At 59.8% G+C, this 21,750-nt stretch carries 18 protein-coding genes; 12 read left to right on the forward strand and 6 right to left on the reverse strand.

The genetic code is table 11. The annotated features are described in order from the left end of the window. Window positions 1–74 precede the first annotated feature (74 nt). On the forward strand, window positions 75–3,713 hold the full coding sequence (locus KI613_RS12960) for a PAS domain S-box protein (RefSeq protein WP_226400114.1): 3,639 nt from the start codon (window positions 75–77) through the stop codon (window positions 3,711–3,713). Between the two features lie 42 nt (window positions 3,714–3,755). Here KI613_RS12960 and KI613_RS12965 read toward each other — a convergent pair whose 3' ends face one another. Continuing rightward, window positions 3,756–5,429, reverse strand: a complete 1,674-nt coding sequence (locus KI613_RS12965) for a methyl-accepting chemotaxis protein (protein WP_226400116.1) — start codon at window positions 5,427–5,429, stop codon at window positions 3,756–3,758. 198 nt (window positions 5,430–5,627) lie between these two features. Between KI613_RS12965 and KI613_RS12970 the strand changes: the two genes are divergently transcribed. From KI613_RS12970 to KI613_RS12985, 4 genes are read left to right on the forward strand one after another with little or no spacing between them, the layout of a single operon-like run. Further along, window positions 5,628–6,479: an ABC transporter ATP-binding protein gene (locus KI613_RS12970; RefSeq protein ID WP_226400118.1), complete on the forward strand. Its 852-nt coding sequence runs from the start codon at window positions 5,628–5,630 to the stop codon at window positions 6,477–6,479. Between the two features lie 2 nt (window positions 6,480–6,481). Then, window positions 6,482–6,973, forward strand: coding sequence for a hypothetical protein (locus KI613_RS12975; protein WP_226400120.1), 492 nt, complete (start codon window positions 6,482–6,484; stop codon window positions 6,971–6,973). After that, entirely contained in the window at window positions 6,974–7,801 is an 828-nt protein-coding gene (locus KI613_RS12980; protein WP_226400122.1) for an ABC transporter permease, read from the forward strand. Beyond that, complete coding sequence (locus KI613_RS12985) at window positions 7,798–8,292, forward strand: TlpA family protein disulfide reductase (protein WP_226400124.1); 495 nt, start codon at window positions 7,798–7,800, stop codon at window positions 8,290–8,292. The genes KI613_RS12980 and KI613_RS12985 overlap by 4 nt, the downstream gene beginning before the upstream one ends. A 31-nt stretch (window positions 8,293–8,323) precedes the next feature. Here KI613_RS12985 and KI613_RS12990 read toward each other — a convergent pair whose 3' ends face one another. The 3 genes from KI613_RS12990 to KI613_RS13000 all read right to left on the reverse strand — a co-directional run bounded on the left by KI613_RS12990 (window position 8,324) and on the right by KI613_RS13000 (window position 15,640). Continuing rightward, complete coding sequence (locus tag KI613_RS12990) at window positions 8,324–12,550, reverse strand: PAS domain S-box protein (RefSeq protein WP_226400126.1); 4,227 nt, start codon at window positions 12,548–12,550, stop codon at window positions 8,324–8,326. A gap of 112 nt (window positions 12,551–12,662) precedes the next feature. Then, window positions 12,663–13,298, reverse strand: coding sequence for a response regulator (locus KI613_RS12995; RefSeq protein ID WP_226400128.1), 636 nt, complete (start codon window positions 13,296–13,298; stop codon window positions 12,663–12,665). Beyond that, a complete protein-coding gene (locus KI613_RS13000; RefSeq protein ID WP_226400130.1) occupies window positions 13,295–15,640 on the reverse strand; it encodes a sensor histidine kinase in 2,346 nt (781 codons plus the stop codon). Before KI613_RS13000 ends, KI613_RS12995 begins: the two co-directional genes overlap by 4 nt. 303 nt (window positions 15,641–15,943) lie before the next feature. On the opposite strand from KI613_RS13000, the gene KI613_RS13005 reads away from it, so the two are divergent. Further along, window positions 15,944–16,498, forward strand: a complete 555-nt coding sequence (locus tag KI613_RS13005; RefSeq protein ID WP_226400132.1) for a hypothetical protein — start codon at window positions 15,944–15,946, stop codon at window positions 16,496–16,498. Window positions 16,499–16,591: 93 nt separating this feature from the next. Here the strand turns inward: KI613_RS13005 and KI613_RS13010 are convergent, their stop codons facing one another. Together KI613_RS13010 and KI613_RS13015 are read right to left on the reverse strand one after the other, a co-directional pair. Beyond that, complete coding sequence (locus KI613_RS13010) at window positions 16,592–16,885, reverse strand: hypothetical protein (protein WP_226400134.1); 294 nt, start codon at window positions 16,883–16,885, stop codon at window positions 16,592–16,594. 101 nt (window positions 16,886–16,986) lie between these two features. Then, on the reverse strand, window positions 16,987–17,859 hold the full coding sequence (locus KI613_RS13015; RefSeq protein WP_226400136.1) for a TIR domain-containing protein: 873 nt from the start codon (window positions 17,857–17,859) through the stop codon (window positions 16,987–16,989). Here KI613_RS13015 and KI613_RS13020 point away from each other — a divergent pair. The 6 genes from KI613_RS13020 to KI613_RS13045 are packed head-to-tail and all read left to right on the forward strand — an operon-like array spanning window position 17,843 to window position 21,665. Further along, window positions 17,843–18,109, forward strand: a complete 267-nt coding sequence (locus KI613_RS13020) for a hypothetical protein (RefSeq protein WP_226400138.1) — start codon at window positions 17,843–17,845, stop codon at window positions 18,107–18,109. The genes KI613_RS13015 and KI613_RS13020 overlap by 17 nt on opposite strands. 58 nt (window positions 18,110–18,167) lie before the next feature. After that, complete coding sequence (locus KI613_RS13025) at window positions 18,168–18,575, forward strand: DUF1924 domain-containing protein (RefSeq protein WP_226400140.1); 408 nt, start codon at window positions 18,168–18,170, stop codon at window positions 18,573–18,575. A gap of 1 nt (window position 18,576) precedes the next feature. Next, complete coding sequence (locus tag KI613_RS13030) at window positions 18,577–19,038, forward strand: diheme cytochrome c (RefSeq protein ID WP_226400142.1); 462 nt, start codon at window positions 18,577–18,579, stop codon at window positions 19,036–19,038. A 3-nt stretch (window positions 19,039–19,041) separates the two neighbouring features. Next, window positions 19,042–19,647: a cytochrome b/b6 domain-containing protein gene (locus tag KI613_RS13035; protein WP_226400144.1), complete on the forward strand. Its 606-nt coding sequence runs from the start codon at window positions 19,042–19,044 to the stop codon at window positions 19,645–19,647. 12 nt (window positions 19,648–19,659) lie between these two features. After that, on the forward strand, window positions 19,660–20,316 hold the full coding sequence (locus tag KI613_RS13040) for a response regulator (protein ID WP_226400146.1): 657 nt from the start codon (window positions 19,660–19,662) through the stop codon (window positions 20,314–20,316). Further along, window positions 20,313–21,665: an ATP-binding protein gene (locus KI613_RS13045; RefSeq protein WP_226400148.1), complete on the forward strand. Its 1,353-nt coding sequence runs from the start codon at window positions 20,313–20,315 to the stop codon at window positions 21,663–21,665. The genes KI613_RS13040 and KI613_RS13045 overlap by 4 nt, the downstream gene beginning before the upstream one ends. Window positions 21,666–21,750 lie beyond the last annotated feature (85 nt).

Consider the following 21,750-nt stretch of genomic DNA (forward strand, 5'->3'; position numbering starts at 1 on the left):
GTCCTGGCGCCGTGGAGATAGTTCAAGCGTCGTTGCACACAGAAAAAATACATTCGGCCACAGAAAGCCCATCAATGAGCTTGAACAGCCCTCAGAAAACGTCGCTCAAGACCCGACTGACCCTCTTCACGCTGACGGTTTTTCTGATCGGAATCTGGTCGCTGGCGCTTTATGCCAGCCGGATGCTGCGCGAAGACATGCAGCACCAATTCGGCGAACAGCAGTTTGCGACGGTCTCCCTGGTCGCCTCTCAAGTGAACTCGGAGCTGGATGAGCGTTTGAAGGCACTTGAGAAAATCGCTTCTGAAATGACGCCGGCCATGCTCAACAACGCAGCCGGCCTGCAGACATTTCTCGAACAGCGGCCGATCCTGCAACTCATGTTCAACGGTGGCGTGCGTGCCGCCGGGCCTGACGCCACAGGAATCGCCTCCGTTCCCTATTCAGAGGAACGTGTCAGCACCAATTACATGGATCGCGACTACATGATCGGCACCCTCAAGGAGGGCAAACCGACCATCGGGCGCCCCGTGCTTGGCCGGGTGCTGAAGGCGCCGGTCATCGGCATGGCCGTACCGATTCGCGATAGCAACGCTCAGGTCATCGGTGCGCTGGTTGGCACGATCAACCTCGGCAAGCCTAATTTTCTCGACCGGGTGACGGAAAGCCGTTTCAGCAAGACCGGCGGCTACCTCGTGATTGCGCCGCAACACGAACTGATCGTTACGGCCACCGACAAGAGCCGGATCATGCAACCCGCCCCGGCTCCCGGGGTCAACAAGATGCACGACAAATACGTACGGGGCTTTGAAGGCTATGGCATCGCCGTCAACTCCCGCGGCATCGAGGAACTGTCTGCCGCCAAGGGCGTTCCCGTTGCAGGCTGGTTGATCGTCAGCACGCTGCCCACCGAAGAAGCCTTTGCCTCGATCAGCGCCATGCGCCGGCGCATTCTGCTCGCCACCGGTCTGCTCACCCTGCTGGCCGGCGCATTGGTCTGGTGGATGACGGCGCGAATGTTGCGGCGGCAGTTTTCACCGATGATTGCGGCAACGAAAACGCTGGTCACGCTATCGAACACGAGCCAGCCGCCCCAACTGCTACCGGTTGGCCGGCAGGATGAAATCGGTGAATTGATCGGCGGTTTCAATCACCTGCTGGAAAGCCTGATGCAGCGGGAAGCCGCCCTGCGCGAAAGCAAGGAAAACTACCGCCTGCTCGTGGCTGATCTTCAGGTCGGCGTCGTCATCCAGTCACCGAGTGCGGAAGTCCTCCTGTGCAACCGGATTGCGCTTGAACTGCTCGGTCTCAGTGAAAGCCAGTTACTCGGCAAGACCTCCTTTGATCCGGAGTGGAACGTCATTCACGAAGACGGCTCACCCTTCCCTGGCCCCGAACATCCGGTACCGCAGGTCATCGCCACAGGGCGGCCCGTCGACAATGTCGTGATGGGCTTTTTTCGCCCGACAAAGCGCGATCGCGTCTGGCTGCTGCTCAGCGCCAAGCCGGAACTGGCAGCCGATGGCAGCTTGCGCCAGGTGATCTCCACTTTCATCGACATCAGCGAGACGAAACGGGCCGAACGGCATGACCAGTTCCGCACCCATGTGCTTGAGCTGCTGGCCGGCGGCGAGTCGCTCTCCCTTGTACTTGAAGCCCTGGTGCGCGGGGCGGAACAACTGTATCCGGCGATGCTGTGCAGCATCGTGCTGCTCGACAGCGAAGGGAAACAGATAGCGAAAAGCATCGCCCCCAGCCTGCCCGATTTCTACAACAAGGCCCTCGAAGGCGTCGCCATCGGCATGGGCGTTGGTTCCTGCGGCACGGCCGCCTGCACGGGCCAGCGCGTCATCGTCGAGGATATCGCGACGCATCCCTACTGGGCGCACTACAAGGAACTGGCCGCCAGGGCCGGAGTGGGCGCCTGCTGGGCGCAGCCCATTCTCGCCTCGGACGGCCGGGCGCTCGGCACCTTTGCCATCTATTACCGCGAGCCACACACGCCTGCCGAATACGACATCTACCTCATCGAGCAATGCGCCCGTCTGGCCAGCATCGCCCTCGAGAAAAACCTGGCGGCGGAAAGACTGCAACGCAGCGAAGCTCACTACCGGCTGCTGACCGAAGATGTGCAGGATGTCATCTGGAAAACCGACAGCAATTTCATCATCACCTATATCAGCCCTTCGGATGAGCGAATTCGCGGTTTCCGGGCTGACGAAGTGATTGGTCAGCATGTCTTTCATCTATTCAATGAAGAAGGACAGGCCCGCGTCAGCAAGATCATGCAAGAACGCGGGGAGTTCATTCAGCAGGGAATTCAGCTCGGTTCCATTTCGTTCGAGGCGGAGCATCGCTGCAAGGATGGTCGCATGGTCTGGGGCGAGGTGCTGTCCAAACCGGAGTACGACAGCACGGGGAAGATCATCGGCTACCACGGCATCACCCGGGAAATAACCGAACGCAAGAATGCCGAGGCCGAACTCAAGCGTTACCGCGACCATCTGGAAGAACAGGTCACGCAGCGCACCGCCGCGCTCTCGATTGCCAAGGAAGCCGCCGAATCGGCCAGCCGCGCCAAGAGCACTTTCCTGGCCAACATGAGCCACGAATTGCGGACCCCGATGAATGCCATCATGGGCATGACCGGTCTGGCCCTCAAACAGGCCACCGATCCCAAGCTGCGCGACCAGCTCGGCAAAGCGACCAAGGCCTCGCAGCATCTGCTGCACGTGATCAACGACATCCTCGACATCTCCAAGATCGAAGCCGAACGCCTGACGCTGGACGAGGTAGACTTCATGCTGGCCATCCCGCTCGACAACCTGAGCAATCTGGCGCTCCCGGCAGCCACAGCAAAAGGGCTGACGCTGAGCATCAACCTCGCGCCCGGCCTCGCCAGCCAGCCGTTCAGGGGCGATTTTCAGCGCCTCGGCCAGATCCTGCTCAACCTGATCAGCAATGCCATCAAGTTCACCAGCGAGGGCTCGGTGAGCCTAGACATCTCGGCCGCCGAAGAGACGTCTGCCGACCTGCTCCTGCGCTGCACAATACGCGACACCGGAATCGGCATCTCGGCCGAGGACCAGACCCGGCTGTTCCAGGCCTTTGAGCAATCCGACAATTCGATGACCAGAAAATACGGCGGCACCGGACTCGGGTTGGCCATCAGCAAGCGTCTGGCCACCTTGATGGGCGGCAGCATCGGTGTGGAAAGCCAGCTCGGCGCCGGCAGTACCTTCTGGTTCACGGCAAGACTGAAAAAGGCGGCCACCAGCATAGCAGCGGCCGGACAGGCCGCAGACGAGCTACCGGAAGAAAGCCTGAAAGCCCGCTATGCCGGAGCGCGCATCCTGCTTGCCGAAGACGAGCCGATCAACCAGGAAGTCTCGCGCGAACTGCTTGAGTCAGCCGGTCTGGTCGTCGACCTGGCCGAGGACGGCGTCGAGGCCGTCGAACTGGCGAAGGGCAATGACTACGATCTGATTCTGCTTGACCTGCAAATGCCCAGAATGAACGGTATCGATGCCTCGCGGATCATCCGCTCGCTGCCGGGCCGGCAAGCGGTGCCGATTCTGGCCCTGACGGCCAACGCCTTTACCGGCGACCGGCAAAAATGCATAGACGCCGGGATGAACGACCATATCGGCAAACCGGTTGATCCTGACCAGCTGTTTGCGACCTTGTTCAAGTGGCTGTCAAAGCCGGTTTGAATTTTCGCCGTTTTTTCCGGTTGACCGTAGAAGGTAGGCTGATCAGATCCTGAACGTCTCGGCCAGACGGCGCAACTCACCGGACAGCGCATTGACGTCGGCGGCGAGTGAGGCCGCAGCCTGGCTGGCATGTGACCCCTGTTCGGTCATTCGGGCGACGCGCTCGACGTTCTGGGCAATCTCCCGGGCAGCGGCGCTTTGCTCCTTGATCGCCAGGGAAATTTCGTTGACCGCTTCGGCAACTTGCGTCGAGCTAACCTGGATGGTGCCGATCGACTGCTCCGCCTGACGGGCCAGCTCGACGCCGGACTCGACCTGCTGGACGCTATTTTCCATTTCAGCAACGGCATGGCGCGAGCTGGCCTGCACTTTCTCGATCATCCCGGCGATCTGTTTGGTCGACGAGGCAGTACGTTCCGCCAGCTTGCGCACTTCGTCGGCGACCACGGCAAAACCGCGTCCCTGCTCGCCGGCCCGGGCCGCCTCGATGGCGGCATTGAGGGCCAGCAGGTTGGTCTGGTCGGCAATTTCCTTGATGACATTGACGATGGTCGAAATCTCGACCGAATAGGATTCCAGTTCGCGAATCGTCGTGGCCGAGCCATTCACCGTCTCGGCGATGTGCGCCATTTCATCGGCGGCGCGCTGGATGACGCCGCCGCCCTCGCGCGAAGCGCTGCCCGAGGCGCGGGACAGCATGTCGGCCTCGCCGGAAAACTCGGTGACATGGTCGATCGACACCGACAGTTCCTCGACCGAAGCGGCCATATTGGTAGCCACTTCCGCCTGGTCCGATGCAGCGCTCGCCGAGGCCAGGCTGGACTCGGCCAGGCGCCGAGCCATCGTGTCGAGCTTGGCCGTGCTCTGACGCAGCATGGCGGCCATTTCCTGAAAGTGATTGCGCATGATGGCCAGCTGAGCCAGCAACTGGCCGACTTCATCATCGCCATGCGCCGGCACGGCCTGACTGAGGTCCATGGCCGCCATGCGGCGGGCCGCGTCGATTGCCGCCTGTATCGGCCGGTTGAATTCGCGAATGATCAGCCAGGCGACGGGCGGCCAGGCGAGCACGGTCAGCCCGCCGATGATCAGCATGGCCTGGTGCAGGCCGGCAATGCGCGCCGCGACATCAGGCGACAGGGCGGCAGCCGGCACCGCCGCAACAACCTGCAATCCCAACCCGAGACTCAGACTGACGATAACGATAGACGCCAGCGTCGACAGCCACAGCCGCTTGCTCAGATCGATGTCGTTGATGCGCCGGAACAGGCGTTTCAAGACTCCGCCACGCACACTGCCCTGCTCGAGCAGCAAGCCCGGATCACGGCGCATTTGCTCGTAGAGGGCGCTCGCGGCACGCGTTTCAGCGGTGCTCGCCGTGGTGCGTACCGACATGTAGCCACCGGAAGCCAGCGGTGTCGCCATCGCCTTGACCCAGTAGAAGCTGCCATCCTTGCGGCGGTTCTTGACGATCCCGCCCCATGGCTTGCCCCGCTCCAGCGTGGCCCACATATCGCGAAATGCCTCGGGCGGAAGGTCCGGGTGGCGGACGATGTTGTGGGGCTGACCTATCAGTTCCTCGCGGCAATAGCCGGAGGCCTCGACGAAATCGTCATTGACGTAGGTGATGATGCCTTTTTCATCGGTCCGGCTGATGATGCTGCACTCAGGACGAATAACGTATTCACGATCAAACACCGGCTGATTATTTTTCATATTTTTGAACTTTTCGGAACTTGTTCAACCTTAGCAGAGGCGGCCACATCAGACAATTACGACCAAAGTAATAACATCTTCTACGCCTGAACTTCTCTCTGCGCGCCGGGCCAGGCCCTCCCATCCACGCCCCGCCAGCTCGTATTTTTTTGATGCAGATTCAACGTCGAAACCCTTGCCCTCCCTATAATCGGCGACATGATCCAGTTCAAGAACATCGCCAAAACTTTCCGCAAAGCCCGCGTGCTCGATGGCATCAGTCTCGACATCGGCATCGGTGAACGCGTCGCGCTGATTGGCTCGAATGGCGCCGGCAAGACCACGCTGATTCGCTGCCTGCTCGGCGAATACACACACGACGGCGAGGTCGCCATCAACGGCCTCGATCCGCGCAGCAACCGCACCGAAGTGCTCGGCACCATCGGCTTCGTGCCGCAACTGCCGCCGCCGCTCAAGATGCCGGTCGGTCAGTTGATCAATTTCTCGGCCTCCCTGTGCGGCACCGATCCGCAGCGCATTCACGCCATCGCCAAGCGCCTCGGCCTCGATGCCGACGCCATCCTCTCCCGCCAGTTCGTGCGCCTCTCCGGTGGCATGAAGCAGAAGCTGCTGATCGCCATCGCCCTCGGTCGCGAGGCCAAGGTGCTGGTGATGGACGAACCGGCCGCCAACCTCGACCCGGAAGCGCGCAAGATTTTCTTCGACCTGCTGGCCGAACGCCTCGACGACGCGACGATGATCATCTCCAGCCACCGCCTCGACGAAGTCTCGGCGCTGGTCAATCGCGTCATCGAAATGGACATGGGCAAGGTTGTCCTCGACGACAAGGTGGCCGACGCCGTCACACTGACCGCACGGCTGGCCTGCCGCATCGTCCTCAGCCGCTTCGAGCCGGCCTTCGCCAAAGCGCTTGATGGCTGGAACCTGAGCAGTCGCGACGACAACCGCATCTGGGAAGGCGAAATCGCCGGGCCGGACCGCCTGCGTTTTCTCGGCATCATTTCCCGCTACACGGCGCTGGTCAGCGAGCTGTCGCTGTCCGAAAGCTGAGCATGTGCGATAACTACCGCCGCCAGTTCATCGGCCGCCTCGGCCTTGGCGGCCTGTTCCTGACGCCGCTCGCCGCAGCCCTGTCAGGCTGCAGCAACAAGGGGGGCTGGCCAGACGGCATGGCCGAGATCAAGTGGGACCGCGATACCTGCGTGCGTTGCAGCATGGTCATCTCCGACCGTCGTTTTGCCGGCGAGATACGCGGCGGACCGGACAACACCGTGTTCAAGTTCGACGACCCCGGCTGCCTCGCCTTCTGGCTCAAGGAAAAGGCCGAAAAATATCCATGGCTGGCCGAGCCCGCCACGCGTATCTGGATCGCCGATTTCAATAGCAAGAGCCGCGAGGAAATGATCTGGCTCGACCCCAAGCGTGCCCAGTTCATCACCAAGACCTCGCCGATGGGCTACAACTTCGCTGCCGTATCGATGCCGATGCCGGGCAGCCTCGATTTCACCGACATGCGCCAGCACACGCTGGCCAAGGGTAAGTAAATGAAACAACTGTGGCTCACCGCCAAACTCGATATCGTCGAATCCTTGCGCGCCCGCTGGTTCCAGATCTACACCCTGGTCTTCGGCGGCATCGTCGCCCTGCTTTTCCTCTTCGGCCTGACCGAATCGCGCGTCCTCGGCTTCATCGGCCTGTCCCGCCTGCTCGTCACCTACATTCAGCTGACCATGGCCATCCTGCCGATCTTCGTATTAATTACGACGGTGCGTTCGGTAGCCGGCGACCGCGAGGCCGGCGTTTTCGAATACCTGCTGTCGCTGCCCGTGTCGCTGTCAGCCTGGTTCTGGGGCAAGATCGTCGGCCGCTACATCGTCGTCTTTGCACCGGTCTTCCTGGCCATGCTTGGCGCCGTCATCTGGGCCACCATCCAGGGCATCGAGGTGCCGTGGGACATGTTCGGCTACTACACCGCCCTGCTCGCCGTCATGGCCATGTGCTTCCTCGGCATCGGCATGCTCATCTCGGCCGTCGCGCGCACCACCGACATGGCACAGGGCGCCGCCTTCATGGTCTGGCTCTTCCTGCTCCTCTTCCTCGACCTGATCCTGCTCGGTGTCATGATTCAGGGCAAGGTCGCGCCGGAACTCGCCGTCACGCTGGCCCTGGCCAATCCGCTGCAGGTTTTCCGCACTGCGGCGCTGGCGCTGTTCGACCCGCAACTGATCGTCCTCGGCCCCTCGGCCTACGTCATCCTCGACCTGTTCGGCACGGCCGGCTACAAGGTCTTCGCCCTGGCCTACCCGGCGGCGCTCGGTTTGGTCAGTGCTACCATCGGCTACTTCATTTTCCGCCGTGGTGATCTGCCTTGAGAACACTGTTTGCGCTTTTCATTTTTGGCCTTTTTTCCGGGTTGACCGTAGCAGATGACCTGCCCTCGTCGGCCCCGCTCTTTGCTGCCACGCTGAACGATCTCGACGATAAACCAGTCGCCCTCGAGCGCTACAAGGGCAAGCCGCTCGTCGTCAATTTCTGGGCTCGCTGGTGCGGCCCGTGCCGGGCTGAAATCCCCGAGCTGATCAAGTTCCGCGCTAACAACAAGGGCAAGGTCGAGGTGCTCGGCATCGGCATCGAGGACAAAGCCGAACCGGCCAAGGATTTCGCCAAGGCCTACGAGATGGATTACCCGGTCTTCATCGCCAAGGAAAAGGGCATCCCGCTCATGCAAGCGCTTGGCAACACCAGGGCCGGCCTGCCCTACACGCTGTTCATCGACCGCAACGGCAACGTGATCCAGAAAAAAATGGGCGTGCTCAAGAAAACCGATTTCGATGCCGTGCAGGAAGCGCTGCTGAAAAAATAGGCGCTGTCCGAATTTCCAGGACCGGCTCTTGTCAGTTGTACTTCAGCAGCGACGCGAGGTCGCTCGGCAAGCTCTCGTCGCTCAGCGTACGGAGCATTTCCTCAAGGGCGTCGGCAGTTTGCATAGCCAGAGTCAATGCCTCCGGACGACCATGACGGGCACTATCGTCCGCTTGCTTGGCCAATTGGTAGAGTGCATCGGCATGGATGTTGCCGCAGGTCCCTTTCAGGGTATGCGTCATGAAAGCCAGCGTCTCGAAATCTTCCCGATTGACGGCATCGCGTAACTTGGCGGGGGTCTCGGCCAGCGATTGCTTGACGGTAACCAGCAATTTCTGGATAAAAGCCTGGCGGTGATTGAAGCGCTCGGCCAACGCCGGCCAGTTGATTGAAGTAGTGCTGCTTTCTTCGAGGTTCGCTCGTGCCTGATTGCTCCGATCGACGCTGATGGGCGCCTCTTTTTTTCCGAGTTGATGGAGAATCGTAGTGACCAGATTGTCGATATCGATCGGCTTGGTGATGTGCCCCTCCATACCGGCAGCCAGACACTTGTCACGCTCTTCACCAAGGGCATGGGCGGTCAGGCCGATGACCGGCAGCGTCGGCGTTATTTGATGGATGCGCCGCGTGGCTTCATGACCATCCATGAGCGGCATTTGAACGTCCATCAACACCAGGTCGAATCCACGCGGATGGTCTTTTACCTGATCGACCGCTTCGCGGCCGTTCACCACAAACGTAGTCTGAGCCCCCTCGTTACTCAAAACTTCCTCAAGGACGATGCGATTCAGTTCATTGTCATCCGCGGCCAGGATGTTGATCCCGATCAGGCGCGCCACAGATGAGAAATCGCCATGCCCGGATTGGCCTTGCTGAAATTCACCTAGCAGGTGACGCAGGCGCAACGGCCGCTGGATAGTAAACGCATGGTCACTCAGCGCGCATGGCTGGTCGCTCTGCTTCCCTGGCGTGGTCAGCACGAAAGGCCGCAGAGAACCCGGCGGCGGGGTGATGCAGTGTTTTTCCAGAGCCTCCTCGCTGAACAGCAGGAGATCCGGCGACGGCAAGAAAAACGCCTCGGAAACTTCGGCACTTTCAACAGTGATTCCATACTGCTCCAGATCATCCTTCAGCCAGCCGCACTCCACGTTGCTGAGCCCCACCTGACGAACCCTTGTGTAACCTCGGGGTATGATGGCCTCGGGACTTTCCAGTGTGGCAATCGGTAGCTGCAATTCGAACGACGAGCCGACCCCGGGCCGGCTTTCAACAACCACCTTGCCGCCCATTGCTTCCACCAGCCGGGCGCTGATTGCCAGGCCCAGCCCGGTACCACCAAAGCGCCGCGTGGTTGAAGGGTCGGCCTGCTCAAAGGGGGTGAATAGGCGCTCGATCTGATCCTCGGTCATACCGATGCCGCTATCACTCACCCGAAAAATGATGTCTGTACCAGCGCGCACGACGGAGAGACTAACAATGCCCCGCTCAGTGAACTTGATCGCATTCGAAAGAAGGTTGAGCAGCACCTGATTCAAACGCGTGGTATCGCCTGAAACCTCCAGCGGCAGATCGGGCGCCTCGCTCACCCTGAACAGCAAACCCTTGCTGAAAGCGCGCTCGGCAGTGAGATCGACAACTCGGTCAATGGTCTCGCCAAGCTTGAAAGTGACCTGCTCAACGGTCAGTTTTCCCGACTCGATCTTTGAATAATCGAGAATGTCGTTGACCACGCTGAGCAGATGTTTGCCCGAATCGAGAATGCGCTGAAAATTGACTTGCGCCTTGCGTCCCACGTTATCGCGGACACCCGTTTGCGCCAGGCCAAGCACAGCATTCATCGGTGTCCGAATCTCATGGCTCATGTTGGCGAGAAATTCGCTCTTGGCCAGCGCCAAACGCTTGGCTTCGGCCAACGCCTGCAGAGTGGCGTGTTCTGCGTTTTTGAGCTCGTTGATATCCTGAACGACACCATGAGCCGCGATCACCTCTCCATTTTCATCCAGGAGCAGTTCGGCCCGTTCACGGACCCATTTGACCTCACCGTTGGTCACGATGCGATGTTCGATATCGTAAGGCCGACCATCCTGAGCGGCTTGCCAGGCCCTCATTACGGGCTCTCTGTCTTCAGGGTGGACGCATTCGACAAAACCGGAGAGCGTCATGGGGGTGCCAGGCGGAATGCCGAAAATACGATAGGTCTCATTTGACCAGGAAAGTTTGTCCAGCCTGACATCCAGATGCCAACTGCCGAGATGGGAAATAGCCTGAGCCCGCTCCAGGTCAGCGCTGCGGATACCAAGGGTGATCTGGGTTTCTTTCAGCGCCGTGATGTCGCTGGCAAACAGGTAGATACCTTGGACCTGACCGGCAACAATGTCCGGAATATAGGTCACCAGGTTGTAAGCAGTCGTACCATCGAGTTTGGTTGATGAGCGTTCAAACTCCTGACGTTGCCCTCGCAATGCCGCCTGCAGGAAGGGTTCACTTTTTCGCGACAGCTCATCACCGAGCAATTCCTGCGCACTGATACCGAGCATTTCCTCCGGTTTTTTGTTGAACCAGACCAGGTACGCGGCATTGGCAAAACGACAACGCAAATCGGCGTCCCAGTAACTCACCATAGCCGGCACATTGTCGGTAATCGTGTGGATGAAATTCTCTTTGGCGACCAGTGCCTGATTGAGTTTTTCCAGCTCTTTGGTGCGTTGGCAAACGAGCTCTTCGAGATGGTGGCGATGCAGATCCAGTTCGTTCGAACTGCGTTTGCGTTCGGTGATGTCTTCAAAATGCGATACGTAATGGCTGATATTGCCGTCCCCCTGCCGCAGCGGAGAAATAGTCTGGTAAGCCGTAAAAATACTGCCATCCTTACACCGGTTGATCACCTCGCCGCGCCATGACTTTCCTGCCTTTAGCGTTTGCCAAAGAATGGCGAAAGTTTCCGGAGGAGTTTGTCCCGAGTTGAGCAGGCTGGGGTTACGCCCTTTAACCTCTTCCGGGCGATAACCGGTAGTTTTGCAGAAGGCCTCGTTAACAAACTCAATCTCTGCTGCCGTGTTGGTAATAAGAATGGCATTCGAGCTCTGTTCGACCGCCAGTGACAGTTTGGCGAGGGTTTCTTCGGTCCGTTTGCGCTTGATGAAGGCAGCAATGATCTCGGCTGCCGCGCTGAGGAATTTTTCTGCGACGCTGTTACGCAGGCTCCCAGCCGGAAGGTAGAGAACGAGGACACCCAGCATTTCGTCTGCGGCCAGCAACGGCTGGCAATAGTGGCCGTGATCGGCAATATCCTTGTAGGTAATCTCGTGGCTGGCATCGACGTGGTTGGAGAAAACCACTTTTCGGCTGGCGGCGGCTCGACCACAGAGACAGCGATCAAGCGGCAGATGATGGCATCGGGAGAGCACTCCTGGCGGCAGGTTGCGAGAAACACTTAACTCCAGCCCCACCTTGTCGTCGGCGGCCAGATGAATGCCGCCCTGCGGTCGTGTGGCGAGCCAGGGTATGGCCAGCAATTGGTCAAGGCAACGTTGCAGCGTCTCTTCCATGGAGGCTCCCGAGACGGTGGTTTCAATCAGGCGGCGCAGCACAGATTGTTGTTCCCGGTCTCGTTCAACCGCTGCCTCCGTAGCTTTGCGCTCGGAAATATCGATATGACTGATCACCGCCCCGTTGCCATCGGCCAGCGGAGTTACCAGCATGTTGAACCAGCGCTCCCGCTCTGGCGAATGGCAAGCATATTCAAGTGAGAAGCAAGGGCTGCTGCCGTCCAGAACGCCTTCTATGCCACTGCGCACCGCAGCCGCCTGACTGTCCGAATCCACTGCTCGGCTGCATGCCACCAAATAATTGACCCCACAAGCATTCCGGGTTGCCTCGTCGCCACCGTTGGCTGCGGCAAAGTCCTGCCAGGCGCGGTTGGTATGACAGATAGTGCCGTCAGCATCAATCACCACAACGGCATGGCCCAGCGACTCGATGATGGCGTGGGTCAACTCTTCGCCCTGGCGCAGCGAGGCATCCGCACTAACAAGGGCTTTCTGGTAGGCCGCATTGCGCCGTAGCCAGAACTGGGCGCCAATGCTGACCAGAACAATTATGCCAACAGTCACCGCACTCTCAGCCGGCTGATCGTGCATGCCAAAGGTCAGCAAGGCAATGGCGGCAACGGCCAGTGGCAGATAGCGAAGGTATCGTGAAAAGGCAATGGCAACCCGTGACCTGGCAACCATAAGTTTGAATCGCCAGTGGGTAGGCATGGTTTTGAAAACCTGCGGCTCGTTATGATTACCCTACTCTAATGTAAGGATTACCTTATTTCAAGCAATCTACTTCTTTTGTAACAAGCACTTCGATTTCCGTGGTCGGGTCTTACAAATGACCAAAACCGTGGCGTTTGGCGTAATCAAACAACTCAACATTGTTCTCCAGCCTGAGCTTGCGCATCAGGCGGCTTTTCTGAACGCTGACCGTCTTCGCACTGCGCCCGAACTGCGCGGCGATTTCCTTGATGCTGGCGCCCCGCGCCAGATGCTCCAGAATTGATCGCTCTCGCGGCGAAAGCGTTTCCGGTAGAGACTCGCTGTTATCAAGGCGCTCAAAGAGCAAGGCATTGGTGAGTCGCGGATCCATGAAGCGCCCCCCCGCGGCGACGTTGCGAATCGCCACCAGCAACGTCTCGGCACCCGCATCCTTGGTGACAAAACCGGTGGCGCCGGCCTGGATCGCCCGGGCAGCAAGATGCGGCTCACTGTGCATGGTAAGGACCAGAATCGGAAGCATTGGCTGGCTGCTGCGTAGCTGGCTGATCAAGTCAATACCGCCATCAGGCATGGAAAGATCGAGCAGGAGCAGGTCAAAATTCTTTTTCTTGACGGCAAGGACAGTGCCGGCACCATCTTCGCTTTCTCCGGCGACGACAAACTCCGGACAGGTCCCAACGATATGCCCCAGCCCCTTGCGAACAATCAGGTGGTCATCGGCAATCCAGAGGCGAATTTTCTTCACGTTGATGTTTCCCGCTTTATCGGTATATCGACTGCGATGACGGTTCCCTTGCCGGGTGCCGAGATGATATTCAGTGTGGCCCCCAGCAGGGCGGTACGTTCCTGCATGCCGATCAGGCCAAAGGATTGGCCGTTGGAGCCCGGTGATGCCCAGTCAAAGCCCTGACCATCGTCTGTTATTTTGAGGTTCAGATACCCGGCTGTCGACTCGATTTGCACTGAGGCTGATCGCGCATGGGCATGGCGGGCGACATTGGTAAGTGACTCCTGGACGATGCGAAAAATTGAAGTTGCATAGGTTCCATTCAGTTGCGGATCCGGGCCGATCAAGGTCAGGCGGCAGGCAACACCGCTACGACCATTGAAATCCGTAGCCAGCACTTCAAGGGCCGGGAGCAGGCCATGTTCCAGTTGAGCCGGATGCAGATCACGCGTAATCCGCCGCAACACAGCCTGGGTCTCATCGAGATAGCCCTCCAGTTCGAGAGCGATCTGGTTGGTCTGGCCAGTCGTCACGTTTGAGGTGAGTTGCAGGGCAGAAACCATGAAATGCATGCCAGTCAGCAATTGGCCCAATTCATCATGCAGCTCGCGGGCGATATGGTTTCGTTCATTCTCCCGAATCTGGTCCTGCCGAATCAGCAGTTGCCGCAGTGCTTGCTGCGAATCCGCCAGCTTGGCCTCTGCGCGCTTGACCATGGTGACATCGGTAATCACGGCGTAGAAGCCAGTAATCTCCTGGCCGGCACGCTCCGGAATGTACTCGACAAGAAGATGGCCAATTTCACCGGAGTGCTTTTTCAGAGTGCGCTCAAAGCGCCGATGTTCTCCCCCGATCGCCGCTTCAATATCCGGTTGTTGGAACAGGAACAGCTTTTCACCGAGCACCTCCCTGATCGACTTGCCCTGCATTTGCTCAGGCGTCTTGCCGAACCATTCGAGATAGGCCCGGTTGGCAAAACAGCAATGCAGGTTTTTGTCCCAATGACTCACCATGCTGGGTAACGCATCTGTGAAGGTGCGTAAAAACCGCTCGTTAGCTTCCAGTGCTTGCTCGACAAGTTTACGTTCGGTGATATCAAAAGCGGTAAAGCTGCTGCCCAGCGCTGGATTCCCGGGATCAATCAGGGCCGAGGCCAATAAAATATGCCGCAAGGCCCCTGTTTTCTGGCGCCAAACCGTTTCGATGACACCCCGTCCAGACGATCTGATTTGTGCGTACTTTTCGTTTCCGACACGAATGAACTCAGCATCCGAGGGATAGAGGAGGCGAGCCGATTTGCCGTTCAATTCCTCGGCTGAGTAACCGGTGATACTGGTCATCGCCTCATTGACTTCACGTAACTGGCGCTCGACGACAACACCGATAGCCAGAGGGGAGGCCTGGAGTATCGAGCGCATGCGGGCTTCGCTGTGCTGTAGCAGCCGGGTTCGCTCCTCAACCAGATTCTGCAGGTGATTGCGGTGCTGCTCAAGTTCGACAGCACTCTGCTTTTGTTCAGCAATATCGACACCAAAGCCGATGACGCATAGCTTGCCATCAAGCTCGATGCTTCGCCCGGTGAAGTAGTGCGGAATACGCCTGCCGTCCCGCGTCAGAAGGGGGACATCAAGGAAGTTTTCTCCCTTGATGAATGCTTCTTCGATTGCCTTGCTGACCTGTGGCTGGATACCCGGCTCAAAAAACGCCAGTGGCCCCATCCTGGAAATGGCGTCGCCGTCGTAGCCGGTAACTGTCTCCAGATTCTTGTTCCAGCGCAGAATATGGCCGGCATCGTCGAGCAGGTAGAAGATACCGGGAGCCGAGTCGATAATCTCGCTGGTCAACTGCAGCTGACTTCTCAAGGCCTGCTCGACCAGCATCTGTTCGGTGTTCGAGGTGTGCGCGATAACTGCGCCGCCAGCCTCGTCGGCGTGCGCCCCGAAAGAAGAGGCGGGGCGGGTGTCGACTCTGGCGATGGTGCCGATGGCAACCAAGGCGTTTCCGCTGCTCTCAGTCTCCACCTTGCAAAGACGCAAACAGACTCTAGACCATGATCCGCTATTGTGACGAATCTGGAACTCAAGCTCGGCGCAGCCGGCATCTGCTGCTGTAGCGGCAGCGATCATGGTTTCTAGGGCCTGCTGGTCGGCAGGGTGGACGAGCGCTATCCACGCAGCAAGGGTGATCGGGGCTTCGGCGATTGAGTAGCCGAGCAGACGACAGAGATATTCGCTCCAGAGAATGCGGCCGGAGGCCGGCTCATGAACCCAGACACCAAGACCGGCACCTTCGAGCGCAGCCAAAAGATGCCGGTCGGTGATACCGAAATCACGAAATTGGATCCGGGTTTCAGCAGTCAAATTAACCTTCTTGCTTGGCTGGAATTATTGAATTGAGAGCACTATCGTTTGGTTGTGCATCTCTGGAACGCAAGGCTAGCATAGCTCCATGTTGCGGTTGATCGGCTTGAAAGAGAAAAACCGGTGCCAAATCTTCAAGGTCAAAACCAAGGCAATCCACTGGCACAAGCAGATCAATCGCAAAAAAAGCGGCTAAGCGACCTAGGTCACAGACCATCCGAATATCGCCAGATATAGTCGCTCGGCCCGCAGCCCGGCCAATGCGCCACTGCCTTCGACAATATTCACCGAACCGGAGAGACCATGAAAATCAATCGCCTCGCATCCACCCTCCTCGTCGCCGGCCTCGCGCTCGGTACCACGGCCAGCCACGCTGACGGCCTCAAGTTCTTCCCCGGCCTCGACAAGGGTTTCAAAGCCGAACCGTCGCTGGCCATCAGCGCCGGCGTCATGAGCGCTTCGGCCACCAACGACGACTCCATGTTCGTCTACGGTCTCGATTTCAACATGAACTGCGGCCTGATCCAGACGTCGGACAACCGTATCCGTACCCACCTCCAGATCAACCACACCGACGAATCCGGCATGAAGGCGACCTCCTTCGAACTCTCGCCGCGCTACACCGTGCCGCTCGGTAGCGGCTTCTCGGTTGGCGCCGGCCCGGTGCTCGGCGTAGTCCTGGCCGACAATGGCCGCAACGACAAGAGTCTGTTCGGCTACGGCGCCGTCGTCGGTGCCAACTACCGCAAGGGCCTGTACTACTCGGGCCTTGACCTGCGCTACCTGAACACCAGCGAAAGCGACAACGTCAGCTTCGAAAACTGGGCGCTACTGGCCAAGGTCGGTATCAACTTCTAATTTATTCGGCAACGGGAAACATAAATGGAAGGCAGATGCCTTCCATTTTTTTGCTTTTTTCCGGTTGACCGTGGAAATAGCCGAATCGATGGCCTAATCGATCGCTTTCAGGAAACGCTGGCGCGCCTGCTCGAGTTCGGCGTGCCCGGCTTCGCCGACCAGCCGGTTGCATGTCTCGAAAAAGGCGTTGAATGCCTTGCATACCAGCGGCGCCTCCAGCCGGCCCTTGCCTTCCGTAGCCGGGGGATCCAGCGGCCGGAGCATGACATGGCGCGGAATGATGCGCTGCCCACCGGCTTCCGAAGAAGCAGTCAACGGCCCGGTTTTGACATAGACAACGCCCTCGTATTCGAAGCGGGCGCCAAGCGGCAGATGCTGGAGTTTCATTGCTTGTTTCCGAAGAGATTCCTGGTCGGCTGGACCGTGGTCAAGCCCCAATGGCGGCGCGAGTGTATGTCACGGCAAGTCCCGGCGCCAAGCCCCGAGCCCTAGCGCCCCTTCTTGACATAGGCATCGGGCACGCTGGCCTGAAGTCTGGCAAGCACTGCGTTGGCGCGCTCCTTCGATGCGAACGGCCCCATGCCAACCACCCAAAGGTTCTGCGTCAGCAAGGGATAATCGCTGGAATCGATAATTGCCGCGTTGAACCCGGCACGGTCCAGTTGAATACGTTGCCGCTCCGCAGCTCGCTGCTCGGCACGACTGAATGATCCGGCCACGACAAACCACGCCCCGGCCGGATTGACCGTATTCCGCGGAGTATCTGGCCGCACCTGCACCGGCGGCGGGTCGACCACCTTGTCATCCGTCCCGCCGGCCAGGAAGTAAGCGGCGGCTCCGAGACCAAGCAGAACCGGCAGGGCCAGCCAGGCAGTGCGCCGGCCAGGATGCCCGACCAAGGGCGTTTCGCCTGGATGCTCGCGAACTACTGCAGGCTGAGGTGGCGGCGCCTCCGGGACGGCTGCCGGCTTTGTGCCAAGCATCCTGTGGAGATCGGCAAGCAATGCGGCAAAGCTCCTGGAATGAGCGTCTCCCGGCCAGTCCGAGATATCTGCCGCCTGGATTTCGCGGAACCCGCGGGGTGGCTGAACCGGATCAAGCATCACCGGCAGCAGAATCTTGCGCACCCTGCCGTCGTCAGCCTCCTCGGCCACCCATTGCGACTCGACGGAGTCCTTCGACCAGACGACGACGATGCAGCGTGCATCCCGCAAGGCCGAACCGATGTAGGTGCGCCATGTCTCGCCGGTCGGGATACGCCGGTCCCAGAATACCGACCAACCTTGCGCCTCGAATGCCGAGACCAGCGGCATGATCCTGGCCTCGTCCTCGCGCGAATAACTGATGAAGATGTCTGCCATGAATCCACCTCCTCTGCCTCTTGAGCACGCACTCCACAGAAAACCACCTGCGCCGGCGTTGGAAAACATTCACCGCCCTTTAACTCTGGACGAATTCTATGCAACAAGCAATATTTGGCCGGACACGGTGAAGGTAGAACCATCGGAAAAAATCACTCGCCAGACCAAGGCTGCCAAGTCGTCGAATCTGCTCGCTACTACTGCTGCCCCGGTAAAACTTCCAATTAATCTCCGCTTAAGTTTCGCCTAAGCCGCCTTTAAGACTCGCCTCCTACACTCCTTTCCCATCAACACGAAAAAGGAGAACGATGATGAGAGCCATCCCCGCCGTAGCGCTGCTGCTCGCCAGCCTGGCCTGCCACGCCGAGACGCCGCAGCAGATTCGTCAGATTTATGTCGCTGAAGCGACCAGCCAGCAAGCCGGTTTTGCACCATCGGCCAAACGCGGCGACGCCTTTTTCCGCCAGCGCTTTGCCATCAACGACAAGATGCCGGCCTGCACCAGCTGCCACACCGACAGCCCGCTCAATGCCGGCCAGCATGCTGTGACCGGCAAGGCCATCAAGCCACTGGCCGTCGCCGCCAACCCGGACCGCCTGAGTGACCCGGCCAAGGTCGAAAAGTGGTTTGGCCGCAATTGCAAGGAAGTCGTCGGCCGCGCCTGCACGCCGGCTGAAAAGTCCGATTTCGTCACTTACCTGAGCGAGGTGCGCTGAAATGAAACGAATTTTCCTGATAGCTCTGCTCGGCAGCGCCTTCCCGGCCCTGGCCGATCGCCTGCCGATGCCGGCCAACGCCCCGGCCAGTTTTACTTCCGAATGCAGCAGTTGCCACATCGCCTACCAGCCCGCCCTGCTCCAGGCCAATGACTGGCGCAAGCTGATGGCCGGCCTGAGCGAGCATTTCGGCAGCGATGCCACGGTCGACCGGAAAACCGAGCAGGAAATCACCGCCTTTCTCGAACGCAATGCCGGCAGCGCCAGTCGCCTGGGCAACGCCGGCAATCCGCCGCGCATCACCCAGACCGCCCGCTTCATCCGCAAGCATGACGAAATCCCGACCAAATACTGGCGCGATCCACGCGTCAAGTCGAAGGCCAACTGCGAAGCCTGTCACCCCGGCGGCGCCAAGGGCAGCTACAGCGAACACGACATTTCCATCCGCGAACTGCGCGAGTAAATCATGAAAAACATTCTTGTCTGGGACTGGCCGGTTCGCCTCGGCCACTGGCTCATGGTTGGCGGCTTCATCCTCGCCTGGCTGACTTCGGAAAGCGAAACCTGGCGGCTGGTGCATGCCTTTTCCGGCTCGGTCGTCATTGCCGTCGCCCTGTTTCGCCTGCCCTGGGGCTTCATCGGCTCGCGCTATGCCCGCTTCGTCGATTTCGTCCGCAGCCCGGGTTCCGTCGTCGATTACCTGCGCAGCCTGATCAGGCTTGAACCGGACCACCATACCGGCCACAACCCGGCCGGTGGCTGGGCCATCATGCTGCTGCTCGCCCTCGGCATCGCCACCGGCCTCGTCGGCTGGGCGATGTACAACGAACTCGGCGGCGAATGGCTGGAAGACCTGCACGAAGGCCTGGCGGCGACCATGCTCACTGTCGTCTTCATCCACGTCGCCGGCGTTATCTCGGGTAGCCTGCTGCACGGGGAAAACCTGGTCCGCGCCATGATTACCGGCCACAAACAAGGTTCGCCGGAAGAAGCCATCCCGTCGGCCCGTCCGCTGGCTGCTATCTTCCTGCTGGTCTGGGTAGCTGCCGCCAGCTGGTGGCTGGCAAGCTGATAGAATTAATCCATGCGAATTTTGCTTGTCGAAGACGACCCCGAACTGGGCGACGGCCTGACCGTCGGCCTGCGCCAGGCCGGCTTCGCAGTCGACTGGCTGCGTGATGGCCACTCCGCCGACCAGGCCCTGCAGAGCGAAAGCTTTGACCTGGTCGTGCTCGACCTCGGCCTGCCCCGCCTTTCCGGCATGGATGTCCTGAATCGAGCGCGCGGCCGGGGGCTGACCGTCCCCATCCTCATCCTGACCGCCCGCGACGCCACCGGCGACAAGGTCTCCGGCCTTGATGCCGGGGCCGACGACTACCTCGTCAAGCCCATCGACCTCGACGAATTGAGCGCCCGCATCCGCGCCCTGACCCGGCGCAGCGCCGGCCGCGCCGCACCGCTGCTGACGCATGGCGAACTGGCCGTCGACCTGGCCGCCCACCGCGTGACGCTGGCCGGTCTGGAAATCGAACTGTCCAGCCGCGAGTATTCGCTACTCCAGATGCTGCTCGAAAACGCCGGCCGCGTCCTGACCCGCACCCAGCTCGAGCAGTCGGTCTATGGCTGGCGCGACGAACCCGACAGCAACGCCCTCGAAGTGCACATCCATCACCTGCGCAAGAAGCTGGGCGGCGACCTGATCCGCACCCTGCGCGGCGTCGGCTACACCATTCCGAAATGAGCGGAACGGGAACGACCGTCTGGTTCTCGCTGCGCCGCCGCCTGCTTGGCCTGCTGCTCGGCGGCGTCTCGGCCGCCTGGCTCGTCACCATGGTTTTCAGCTACATCGATGCCCATCACGAGGTCGATGAACTGTTCGACGCCCAGCTTGTTCAGGGCGCCCAGACCCTGCTCGCCCTGGCCAGCCACGACCAGGATGACGATCTGGAAGAAGACCTCGGCAAGGCGGCGCATAAATACCAGCGCAGCCTGCGCTTCCAGATCTGGCGCGCCGATGGCAAACTGCTGATGCGCTCGAATAATGCCCCGGAAACGCCGCTGACCGCCGCCGTCGGGTTTTCCGAAACCCATGACCAGGCTGGCCACTGGCGGCACTTCAGCCAGTGGAACGAGGATCGCAGCGTGCAGGTTCAGGTCAGTGAGAACCACGATATCCGCGATGACCTGATCGGTCACATCGCCTGGCGCCTGCTCGTCCCGGCGCTTTTCGGTCTGCCGCTGATCGGTTTCTGGGTCTGGCTCGCCACCCGGCGTGGCTTCGCCTCGCTGGACGGCATTGCCCGCCAGATTGCCAGCCGTGACCCGCAGCAATTGCAGCCGTTGCATCCGGCTGCCGCTCCCGAAGAAATCCGCACCCTGCTTGAAGCGCTCAACGGCCTGTTTCAGCGCGTCGAACACACCCTCGAATCTGAACGCCGCTTCACGGCGGATGCCGCACACGAACTACGCACCCCGCTCGCCGCACTGCAGGCGCAATTGCAGGTTGCCCAGCGCGCCCGCGATGACGACGAACGCGACCGCTCGCTGAACCAGCTGCAAAGGGGCCTGACCCGCGCCGCCCACCTCGTCGACCAGATGCTGCATCTCGCCCGCCTTGACCCGGAATCCGGCCTGCCCGACCCGCAGACCGTCGATCTGGCCAGGCTGGCCGAAGAAGTTTGCGCCGATATCGGCCCGCAGATTCTGGCAAAGAATATCGAATTCGATCTAACCGCCACTCCCGACAGCCAGGTTACCGGGCAGGCCGAATGGCTACAGGTGCTGATTCGCAATCTGGTCGACAATGCCGTTCGCTACACGCCCGAGGGTGGTCAGGTACGCGTTGATGTAACGCGAAAAAAAGCTTTCGTCACCCTCTCGGTCGCCGACAGCGGCCCCGGCATCCCGCTCGAAGAACGTGAATCCGTGCTCCGCCGCTTCCACCGCCTCAACCAGGGAAACCAGCCAGGCAGCGGCCTCGGGCTGGCCATCGTCGCCCGCATCACCGAACTACATGGCGCGACACTGAAGCTCGACACATCAATTACGCCAAAAGGCCTATTGGTCACTGTACAATTCCCGGTTCGCTAATCAATACTCTCAACCCGGCAAGCAGCGAACGATTCTTTGGCAATTATTTTGCAAATAGATGTCCAAGTCGTACCCGAGCATTTCT

Origin of the sequence: Ferribacterium limneticum (assembly GCF_020510585.1) — a bacterium.
Taxonomy (GTDB): Bacteria; Pseudomonadota; Gammaproteobacteria; order Burkholderiales; family Rhodocyclaceae; genus Azonexus.